This is a genomic window from Thiobacillus sp. 65-1402 (genome assembly GCF_001897685.1).
Lineage (GTDB): Bacteria > Pseudomonadota > Gammaproteobacteria > Burkholderiales > Thiobacillaceae > Thiobacillus.
In genome coordinates this window covers 1-9625 of record NZ_MKUG01000096.1, presented here as the reverse complement: position 1 = coordinate 9625, position 9625 = coordinate 1, and the positions used below count along the sequence as shown (strand labels likewise).

Below are 9625 nucleotides of genomic sequence, written 5' to 3'. Positions count from 1 at the left end.
CAGCGCCTGCAGCTGGATGCGCGCGATGCTGGCGATGTGCCCTTCGGACAGCGCGTGGAAAACCACGACCTCGTCGATGCGGTTGATGAACTCGGGGCGGAAGTAGGACTTCACCTCGCCCAGCACGGCGAGCTTCACCACCTGGTAGTCGTCGCCCGCCATCTGCTGGATCATCTGGCTGCCGAGGTTGGACGTCATCACGATCACGGTGTTGCGGAAGTCGACGGTGCGGCCCTGGCCGTCGGTCAAACGGCCGTCGTCGAGCACCTGCAGCAGCACGTTGAAGACGTCCGGGTGCGCCTTTTCGACCTCGTCCATCAGGATGACGGAATAGGGTTTGCGGCGCACCGCCTCGGTCAGATAGCCGCCTTCCTCGTACCCGACGTAGCCGGGCGGCGCGCCGATGAGGCGCGCGACCGAGTGCTTCTCCATGAATTCGCTCATGTCGATGCGGATCATGTGGTCGGCGGAATCGAACAGGTATTCGGCGAGCGTCTTGCACAGCTCCGTCTTGCCGACGCCGGTGGGGCCGAGGAACAGGAACGAGCCGAGCGGCCGGTTGGGATCGGAGAGTCCGGCGCGCGAGCGGCGGATGGCATCGGAGACGACGCGCACGGCCTCGTCCTGCCCCACCACCCGGCCGTGCAGCTTGTCTTCCATGTGCAGCAGCTTGTCGCGCTCACCCTGCAGCATCTTGGCCACCGGGATGCCGGTGGCGCGCGACACCACCTCGGCGATTTCCTCGGCGCCGACTTCGGTGCGCAAGAGCTTGAACGCCGGCTTCTCGCCGCTGGCTTCGGCCGTCTTCAGCTGCGCTTCGAGCTGCGGCAGCTTGCCGTATTGAATCTCCGCGAGCTTGTCGTACTGGCCCTTACGCTGCAGTTCGGCCATTTCGCCGCGCAGGTGGTCGATCTCTTCCTTGATGTGGGCGCTGCCCTGCACGTGCGCCTTCTCGGCCTTCCACACCTCTTCGAGGTCGGCGTATTCGCGGCCGAGCTTGTCGATCTCTTCCTCGAGCAGCGCCAGGCGTTTCTGCGAGGCCTCGTCGGTTTCGCGCTTCACCGCCTCGCGCTCGATCTTCAGCTGGATGATGCGGCGGTCGAGCTTGTCCATCACCTCCGGCTTGGAGTCGATTTCCATCTTGATGCGCGCGGCGGCCTCGTCGATCAGGTCGATCGCCTTGTCGGGCAGGAAGCGGTCGGTGATGTAGCGGTGCGAGAGTTCCGCCGCGGCGACGATCGCCGGATCGGTGATGTCGACGCCGTGGTGCAGTTCGTAGCGCTCCTGCAGGCCGCGCAGGATGGCGATGGTCGACTCGACCGAGGGCTCGTCGACCAGCACCTTCTGGAAGCGACGCTCCAATGCCGCGTCCTTCTCGATGTACTTGCGGTATTCGTCGAGCGTGGTCGCGCCGATCAGGTGCAGCTCGCCGCGCGCCAGCGCAGGCTTCAGCATGTTGCCGGCGTCGATCGCGCCTTCGGCCTTGCCGGCGCCGACCAGGGTGTGCAGCTCGTCGAGGAAGACGATGTAGCGGCCGGCATCCATCGCCAGCTCCTTCAGCACCGCTTTCAGACGCTCCTCGAATTCGCCGCGATATTTCGCGCCGGCGAGCAATGCGGCGAGATCGAGCACCAGCACTTTCTTGCCCTTGAGCGTTTCCGGCACCTCGTCGTTAACGATCCGCTGCGCCAGGCCTTCGACGATGGCAGTCTTGCCGACGCCGGGCTCGCCGATCAGCACCGGGTTATTCTTGGTGCGGCGCTGCAGGATCTGAATCGAGCGGCGGATTTCGTCGTCGCGCCCGATCACCGGATCGAGCTTGCCTTCGCGCGCGCGCGCGGTGAGGTCCAGCGTGTACTTGGCGAGCGCCTCGCGCTGGCCTTCGGCTTCCTGCGACTGCACCGCCTCGCCGCCGCGTACCGCCTGGATCGCCTGTTCCAGCGCCGCCTTCTGGGCGCCGTGCTGCTTCAGCAGGCGACCGGTTTCGCCCTTGTCGTCGAGCGCCGCCAGCAGGAACAGTTCGGACGCGATGAAAGCGTCGTTGCGCTTCATCGCCTCCTTGTCGGTGAGGTTCAAGAGGTTGTTGAGTTCGCGCGAGATGCTCACTTCGCCGCCTTGGCCTGCCACCTTCGGCAGCCGCGTCAGCGCCTGGGCCAGCGACGCTTTCAGGGCCGCCACCTGCACCCCGGCGCGCGACAGGATGGCTGCGGCGCCGCCACCTTCCTGGTTCAGCAGCGCCAGCAGCAGATGCTGCGGCTCGATGTAGGCATGGTCGCCGCCGACGGCGAGGCTTTGCGCGTCGGAAAACGCCTGTTGGAACTGGGTGGTGAGCTTGTCGAAACGCATGGGTGACCTCGTGCTTAAGGTATATTGAATGTCAGCTAAATGATGCCTTGCCGAGCGATTTCAACCCTTTATGTCTGAATTGAATGTAGAACAGGTTTTGTCCGATGTCGCGCGCGCGCTGGCCGAAGACGTCGGCAGCGGCGATCTTACCGCCCAGCTGATCCCCGCAGCGCAAACCGCCCGCGCCCGCGTCATCACCCGCGAATCCGCCGTGGTCGCCGGGCGGCCGTGGTTCGACGCCTGCTTTCGCGCGCTCGACCCCGCCTGCATCCTCGACTGGCGGGTCGACGAGGGCGTCGCCGTCGCTGCCGGCGACGTGCTGGTGGACATCGGCGGCAACGCCCGCGCGCTGCTGACCGCTGAACGCCCGGCGCTGAATTTCCTGCAGACGCTGTCGGCGGTGGCCACCGCCACCTGGCCCTATGTCGAGGCGGTGCGCGGCACCCACGCCGCCATCCTCGATACCCGCAAGACCCTGCCCGGTCTGCGCATCGCCGAGAAATACGCGGTGCGGGCCGGCGGCGGACAGAACCAGCGCGTGGGTCTCTTCGACGGCATCCTGATCAAGGAAAACCACATCGCGGCGGCAGGCGGCATCGCGCAAGTGCTCGACACCGCGTTCCGCCTGGCGGAAGACAAGGTCAGCGTGCAGATCGAGGTGGAAAACCTCGACGAGCTCGTTCAGGCCCTCGCCGCCGGCGCGCCACTGATCCTGCTCGACAACTTCAGCCTGACCGACCTGCGCCACGCGGTACAGCTCACCCACGGCCGCGCCCTGCTCGAAGCTTCCGGCAACATCACGCTGGAGACGGTGCGCGCAGTGGCCGAAACCGGGGTCGACCGCATTTCCATCGGCGGCCTCACCAAGCACATCCGGGCAGTCGACCTGTCGATGCGCATCGACGCCGATGATTGAGCTTGTCCGCGCCCGCTACGACGACCCCGTACACGCATCCGCACTGATCGACCTGCTCGACCATTACGCGCGCGAGCCGGCGGGCGGCGGCGCGCCACTCAGCGACTTCGCCCGCGGCAGGCTGATCGGGGAACTCGCCGCGCGCCCCTTCATCTTCAGCGTGCTGGCGTTCGACGGCGCCACGCCGGTCGGCCTCGTCAACGCCATCGAGGGCTTTTCAACCTTCGCCTGCGCCCCGCTGGTCAACGTGCACGATGTCGTTGTCATGCCCAGCCATCGCGGCCGCGGTATTGCGGCGCGACTGTTCGCCGAGGTCGAGGCCATCGCGCGCGAACGCGGCGCCTGCAAGCTGACCCTGGAGGTGCTCTCCGGCAACCGTGCCGCGCGGGCGCTCTACGAAAAGCTGGGATTCGACGACTACCGGCTCGATCCCGCCATGGGCGACGCGCAGTTCATGCAGAAGTGGCTGGCTTGATACGCGCCCTTTCCGCACTGTGGCTGGCGCTGGTGCTGGCCATCCAGCCGGCATGGAGCGATACGCCGCCGGATGCCCCGGCCATGCTCCTGGCCGAGGTCTATGCCAGCGACGTCGACCCCAGCCAATACTGGGTGAGCGAGAAATTCGACGGCGTGCGCGCCCAGTGGGACGGCCGCACCCTGCGCTTTCGCAGCGGCGGCCTGGTTCCTGCACCGGCGTGGTTCACCGCGAATTTTCCGGCGCTGCCGCTGGACGGTGAATTGTGGATCGCACGCGGTCGGTTCGATGCGCTGTCGGGCACGGTGCGCCGGATCGAGCCGGTGGACGCCGAATGGCGGCAGGTGCGCTACCTGATTTTCGAATTGCCCGGCGCGGCGGGCGATTTCAGCGAACGCGTCCGGCAGATGCAGGCGGTGCTTGCCCGGGCCGGCGTGCCCTGGCTGCAGGCCGTCGAGCAGGCGCGCGTGGCCGACAAGAGCGAGCTGATGCAACGCCTGGATGCCGTGCTGCGCGCAGGAGGCGAAGGCCTGATGCTGCACCGCGCCGACGCGCCGTATCGGACCGGCCGCAGCGATGTGCTGCTGAAGCTGAAGCCCTGGCAGGATGCCGAAGCAGTCGTCGTCGGCCACCTCCCCGGCAACGGCAAATATCGGGGCATGACCGGCGCGCTGCAAATGGAAACGCCGGACGGCAAGCGCTTCCGCATCGGCAGCGGGCTCTCCGACGCGCTGCGCCGCCAGCCGCCCCCCATCGGCACGCGCATCACCTATCGCTATCAGCAGCTGACGAAAAACGGGGTACCGCGGTTTCCGCGCTATCTGCGCGTCAGGGAAGATTTCTAACGGCTTATTCGAGCCAGATCAGCGACGCCATCCGCCCGGTCACGCCGTCGCGGCGGTAGGAAAAAAAAGTGCCAGTCTCGCTGAAGGTGCAGCGCCCGCCGCCGTAGACTGCTTGCACGCCCACATGATCAAGGCGGATGCGCGCCAGTTGGTAGATGTCGGCGAGCCACTTGCCCGGCGCGTGCGGTGCGAAGGCCGCGGTGGCCACGGGGTGCTGCGTGACGAAGGCCTCACGCACCTCGTCGCCCACTTCGAACGCCTGCGGGCCGATGGCGGCCCCCATCCAGGCGAGGATTTCATCCGGCGGCACCTGCATCGCAGCCACGGTGGCTTCGAGTACGCCGCCGGCCAGCCCGCGCCAGCCGGCGTGGGTGGCGGCGACGACGCTGCCGGCGCGGTCGCAGAACAGCACCGGCAGGCAGTCGGCGGTGAGCACGGCGCAGGTTTCTCCCACTTGGCAGGTGAACGAAGCGTCGGCTTCGCGCTCGGTGTCGCGGCCGAGTTCGACCACGCGGGCGCTGTGCACCTGGTTGAGCCAGCCCGGTTCGGCGGGAAGTTGCTCCCTTAGCTTCGCGCGGTTGGCGGCGACGTGGGCCGGGTCGTCGCCGACGTGATCGCCCAGGTTGAGGCTTGCCCACGGCGCCCGGCTCACCCCGCCCGCGCGGGTGGTCATCAGGCTTTTTACCCGCGCCGGCGCGGGCCAGTCGGGAACGATCGGGTTCATTTGCCCCAGCCGGTGTTGTCGCGCAGCGCCTGCAGCAGCGAGGCGAAGTCGGGCGGCAGCGGACACTCCCACTGCATGAATTCCTGGGTGATCGGGTGGATCAGGCCCAGTCGCTCGGCGTGCAGCGCCTGGCGCGGGAACGGAATCTTGAGATGACTGCGGCGGCTGGCGCTGTAGACCTGTTCGCCGACCAACGGGTGGCCGATGTGCTGCATGTGGACCCGGATCTGGTGGGTGCGGCCGGTTTCGAGCCGGCAGCGCAGCAGCGTCACGCCGGGGAAGCGTTCGACCACGTCGTAATGCGTGACCGCCTGCTTGCCCATGCTGTGCACGGTACGCTTGGTGCGGTTGTGCGGATCGCGCGCCAGCGGCATATCGACGGTGCCCGCGTGGTCGACCTCTCCATACACCAGGGCGAGGTATTCGCGCTTGACAGTGCGCGCCTGCAGTTGGCGCACCAGGTCGGTATGGGCTTGCAGGGTTTTGGCGACGACCAGCAGGCCGGAGGTATCCTTGTCGAGCCGGTGCACGATGCCGGCGCGCGGCAGCTCGGCCGACTGCGGCACCCGGTGCAGCAGCGCGTTCAACAGCGTGCCGCGCGGATTGCCGCTGCCGGGATGGACCACCAGCCCGACCGGTTTGTCGATGACCAGCAGCACCGGATCTTCGAACACCACGTTGAGCGGGATGGCTTCCGGCGCGTCGGGGGTGGCGTTCGGATCGGGCTCGATTTCGACCCGCACCGCCTCGCCGCCGCTGACCTTCATCTTGGTCGTGCCCCAGGCGTCGTCCACCGCGATCTTGCGCGCACGGATCCAGTTCTGGATGCGGTTACGCGAAAACTCCGGCAGCAGGGCGGCCAGGGCCTGGTCCAGGCGCTGGCCGCCCTGCGCATCCGGGATCACCAGCTGGCGGATATCGCTTTCGCTATTTCCCTTATAATCGGTCGACGAATTTTCTGTGTCTTTTTCCATGCTTAAGCAACGTTCATCCGGTTTTACTACATTCAATCGGGCGCCCGGCTTCAAACGGGCGCTGGGCGGCGCGCTGCTGGCCGCTGCGCTCACCCTGGGCGGCTGCGGACTGCTGCCCGAGGTCAAGGATGAAACCGCGGGCTGGTCGGCGCAGAAGCTCTATGCCGATGCGAAAGACAATCTCAACGAGGGCAACTACGAACGGGCGGTCAAGCTGTTCGAGACGCTGGAGTCGCGCTACCCGTTCGGCCGCTATGCACAGCAGGCCCAGCTCGAAGTCGCCTACGCCTACTACAAGGACAATGAGCCGATTTCCGCCATTGCCGCGTGCGACCGCTTCATCAAGCTGCACCCCAATCACCCTAACGTCGATTACGCCTACTATCTGAAGGGCCTGGCGAATTTTAACGACGACCTCGGCCTGCTGGGCAATCTGGTCGACCAGGACATGAGCGAACGCGACCCCAAGGCCGCGCGCGATGCGTTCCTCGCGTTCAAGGAACTGACCTCCCGCTTCCCCGACAGCAAATACGCCGCCGATTCGACCGCCCGCATGAAATACCTGGTCAACGCGCTGGCCGGCAACGAAGTCCACGTCGCCAAATATTATCTGAAACGCGAAGCCTGGGTTGCGGCCGCCAATCGCGCCAAGGAAGTGCTGAAAACCTACCCCGAAGCCCCCGCCCTGGAAGAAGCGCTGGCGATCATGGTGGTGGCCTACGACAAGCTGAAACTGACCGATCTGCGAGACGATGCGCAGCGGGTGCTGGCGCTCAACTTCCCCAACAGCAAGTACGCCAAGGGCGTCAGCACCGAGGGCAAGGCGTGGTACCGGTTCTGGTGATCGATTAGCGCGGCGGCGGATCAGACCGCCGCTTCGCCCGACTCGCCGGTGCGTATCCGCACCACCTGCTCCACCGCCGTCACGAAAATCTTGCCGTCGCCGATCTTGCCGGTACGCGCGGCGGTGATGATCGCCTCCATCGCGCGATCCAGCAAGCTGTCGGCGACGACGATCTCGACCTTCACCTTGGGCAGAAAATCCACCACGTATTCGGCACCGCGATACAGTTCGGTGTGGCCTTTCTGGCGGCCGAAGCCTTTGACCTCGGTCACGGTCAGGCCGGTCACGCCGAGTTCGGACAGCGCTTCGCGCACTTCGTCGAGCTTGAACGGCTTGATGATGGCTTCGATTTTTTTCATGACAGTTCCCTTTCGGGTCGGTATTTCGAGGTGATCGGATAGCGCCGGTCCTTGCCGAAATTGCGCGGCGTGATGCGCGGGCCGGGCGGCGCCTGGCGGCGCTTGTATTCGGCGAGGTCGACCATGCGGATGACTTTTTTCACTATAGCGGCGTCGTAGCCCAGCGCGACGATGTCGCGCGCCGCCAGGTCGCGCTCGACGTAGGCCGCCAGGATGGCGTCGAGCGTGTCATACGGCGGCAGGCTGTCCTGGTCGGTCTGGTCGGGGCGCAGTTCGGCCGACGGCGGACGGTCGATGATGCGCTGCGGGATGACTGCCGACAGGCTGTTGCGGTGATTCGCCAGCCGGTAAACCAGAGTTTTCGACACATCCTTCAACACGGCGAAGCCGCCCGCCATGTCGCCATACAAGGTCGCGTAACCGGTCGCCATTTCGCTCTTGTTGCCGGTGGTCAGCACCAGCGAGCCGAATTTGTTGGACAGCGCCATCAGCAGCGTGCCGCGCGCGCGCGCCTGCAGATTCTCTTCAGTGGTGTCCGCCGCCCGCCCGGCAAACTCGCCGGCCAGCTGCGCCACGAAAGCGTCGAATATCGGCCCGATGGCGATTTCGGAATAGCGCACGCCGAGCCGCTGCGCCATGTCGCGCGAATCCTCGATGCTGATGGGGGCGGTGTAGTCCGACGGCATCATCACCGCATGCACACGCTCCGCCCCCAGGGCATCGGCAGCAATAGCCAGCGTCAGTGCCGAATCGATGCCGCCCGACAATCCCAGGTGCACCCCCTTGAAGCCGTTCTTGCCGACGTAGTCGCGCACCGCCAGCACCAGCGCGTCGTAGGCCGCCGCCGCTTCGGCCTGCAGGCCATGCCGGGGGCCGCTGCAGCTGTTGCCCGCGATGTCCAGATAAAACAGCCCCTCGCGCCAGGCCGGGCACTGCACCACCACCTCGCCTCCGGCGCTGACCGCGAACGACGCGCCGTCGAACACCAGTTCGTCCTGCCCACCCACCAGGTTGGCGTAAACGATCGGCAGGCCGGCTTCGACGAGGCGCGATCGCGCGACCACATGGCGTTCGCGCTCCTTGTTAAGATGGAACGGCGAGGCGTTCGGCACCAGCAGCCAGTCGGCGCCGGCTTCCATCGCCCGCGTTGCCGGCCCCGGCTCCCAGATATCGCCGCAGATATTGAGGCCGAAATTCACCCCGCCGCAGCTGAACACGCAGGGCGCGTCGCCGCTGTCGAACACGCGCTGTTCGTCGAACACGGAATGATTCGGCAGGTGGTGCTTGCGGTACACCGCCTCGATGCGGCCGCCGCGCAGCAGCGCCGCCGCATTGAACAGGCCATCGTCGGTGCGCTCGGGGTAACCGACGATCAGCGCAAGTTCGCGCGGCGCCTCGTCTGCGATTTTCCCCAGCGCAGCGGCGCAGGCCTCGCAAAAATCGCGCCGCAGCACCAGGTCTTCCGCCGGGTAGCCGCAGATCGACATTTCCGGCGTAAGCAGCAAGGCCGCGCCTGCCGCATGCGCCTCGCGCGCGGCGGCAAGCAATCTGTCGGTGTTGCCCGCGATGTCGCCGACGGTGAGATTGATCTGCGCGACGGCGAGTTTCATCGAGCGCCGAGCGCCAGCTGCACGGCTTCGCCCAGGCCCGCCGGGCTCTGCGCCACGACGACGCCCGCGGCTTCCAGCGCGCGGATTTTCGCGTCCGCCGTGCCGCTGCCGCCGGCAATGATCGCGCCGGCGTGGCCCATGCGCTTGCCCTTGGGGGCGGTGCGGCCGGCGATGTAGGCGGCGACCGGTTTGTTCATATTGGAACGGATGTATTCGGCCGCCTCTTCCTCGCGGCTGCCGCCGATTTCGCCGACCAGGATCACCGCCTCGGTCTGCGGGTCCGCCTCGAACATTTCAAGACAATCGATGAAATCCAGCCCCTTGATCGGGTCGCCGCCGATGCCGACACAGGTCGACTGCCCCAGTCCGAGTTGCGTGGTCTGATGCACCGCTTCGTAGGTGAGCGTGCCGGAACGCGAGACGATGCCGATCTTGCCCTTGCTGTGGATGGCGCCGGGCATGATGCCGATCTTGCATTCGCCCGAGCTGATGATGCCGGGGCAGTTGGGGCCGATCAGCTTGGCGCCGTTGG

The 9625-nt window shown here is 66.4% G+C and carries 9 protein-coding genes and 1 pseudogene; 4 read left to right on the top strand and 6 right to left on the bottom strand.

Features of this window, described 5'->3' with window-relative positions; genetic code table 11:
• On the bottom strand, nucleotides 1-2346 hold a 2346-nt coding region (clpB, locus tag BGO62_RS08015), incomplete at its 3' end, for an ATP-dependent chaperone ClpB (protein WP_296641039.1).
• A gap of 70 nt (nucleotides 2347-2416) precedes the next feature.
• Here clpB and nadC point away from each other — a divergent pair.
• From nadC to BGO62_RS08000, 3 genes are read left to right on the top strand one after another with little or no spacing between them, the layout of a single operon-like run.
• Nucleotides 2417-3262: a carboxylating nicotinate-nucleotide diphosphorylase gene (nadC, locus tag BGO62_RS08010; protein ID WP_296641036.1), complete on the top strand. Its 846-nt coding sequence runs from the start codon at nucleotides 2417-2419 to the stop codon at nucleotides 3260-3262.
• The gene (locus tag BGO62_RS08005; protein ID WP_296641032.1) at nucleotides 3255-3737 is read left to right on the top strand and encodes a GNAT family N-acetyltransferase; all 483 of its coding nucleotides are present in this window, start codon (nucleotides 3255-3257) and stop codon (nucleotides 3735-3737) included. The genes nadC and BGO62_RS08005 overlap by 8 nt, the downstream gene beginning before the upstream one ends.
• Nucleotides 3725-4582: a DNA ligase gene (locus tag BGO62_RS08000; protein ID WP_296641031.1), complete on the top strand. Its 858-nt coding sequence runs from the start codon at nucleotides 3725-3727 to the stop codon at nucleotides 4580-4582. The genes BGO62_RS08005 and BGO62_RS08000 overlap by 13 nt, the downstream gene beginning before the upstream one ends.
• A 4-nt stretch (nucleotides 4583-4586) precedes the next feature.
• Here the strand turns inward: BGO62_RS08000 and pgeF are convergent, their stop codons facing one another.
• A complete protein-coding gene (gene pgeF, locus BGO62_RS07995) occupies nucleotides 4587-5306 on the bottom strand; it encodes a peptidoglycan editing factor PgeF (RefSeq protein ID WP_296641029.1) in 720 nt (239 codons plus the stop codon).
• Complete coding sequence (gene rluD, locus BGO62_RS07990) at nucleotides 5303-6280, bottom strand: 23S rRNA pseudouridine(1911/1915/1917) synthase RluD (RefSeq protein WP_296641025.1); 978 nt, start codon at nucleotides 6278-6280, stop codon at nucleotides 5303-5305. Before rluD ends, pgeF begins: the two co-directional genes overlap by 4 nt.
• Between rluD and BGO62_RS07985 the strand changes: the two genes are divergently transcribed.
• Entirely contained in the window at nucleotides 6279-7124 is an 846-nt protein-coding gene (locus tag BGO62_RS07985) for an outer membrane protein assembly factor BamD (RefSeq protein WP_296641022.1), read from the top strand. The two genes, rluD and BGO62_RS07985, sit on opposite strands and share 2 nt — an antisense overlap.
• Nucleotides 7125-7144: 20 nt before the next feature.
• Here the strand turns inward: BGO62_RS07985 and BGO62_RS07980 are convergent, their stop codons facing one another.
• From BGO62_RS07980 to BGO62_RS07970, 3 genes and pseudogenes are all read right to left on the bottom strand, one after another.
• Complete coding sequence (locus tag BGO62_RS07980; RefSeq protein WP_296641020.1) at nucleotides 7145-7483, bottom strand: P-II family nitrogen regulator; 339 nt, start codon at nucleotides 7481-7483, stop codon at nucleotides 7145-7147.
• On the bottom strand, nucleotides 7480-9093 hold the full coding sequence (locus tag BGO62_RS07975; RefSeq protein ID WP_296641017.1) for an NAD+ synthase: 1614 nt from the start codon (nucleotides 9091-9093) through the stop codon (nucleotides 7480-7482). The genes BGO62_RS07980 and BGO62_RS07975 overlap by 4 nt, the downstream gene beginning before the upstream one ends.
• Nucleotides 9090-9625 (bottom strand): annotated as a pseudogene (locus tag BGO62_RS07970) (succinate--CoA ligase subunit alpha); the annotation flags it as partial. The gene BGO62_RS07975 and the pseudogene BGO62_RS07970, both read right to left, overlap by 4 nt.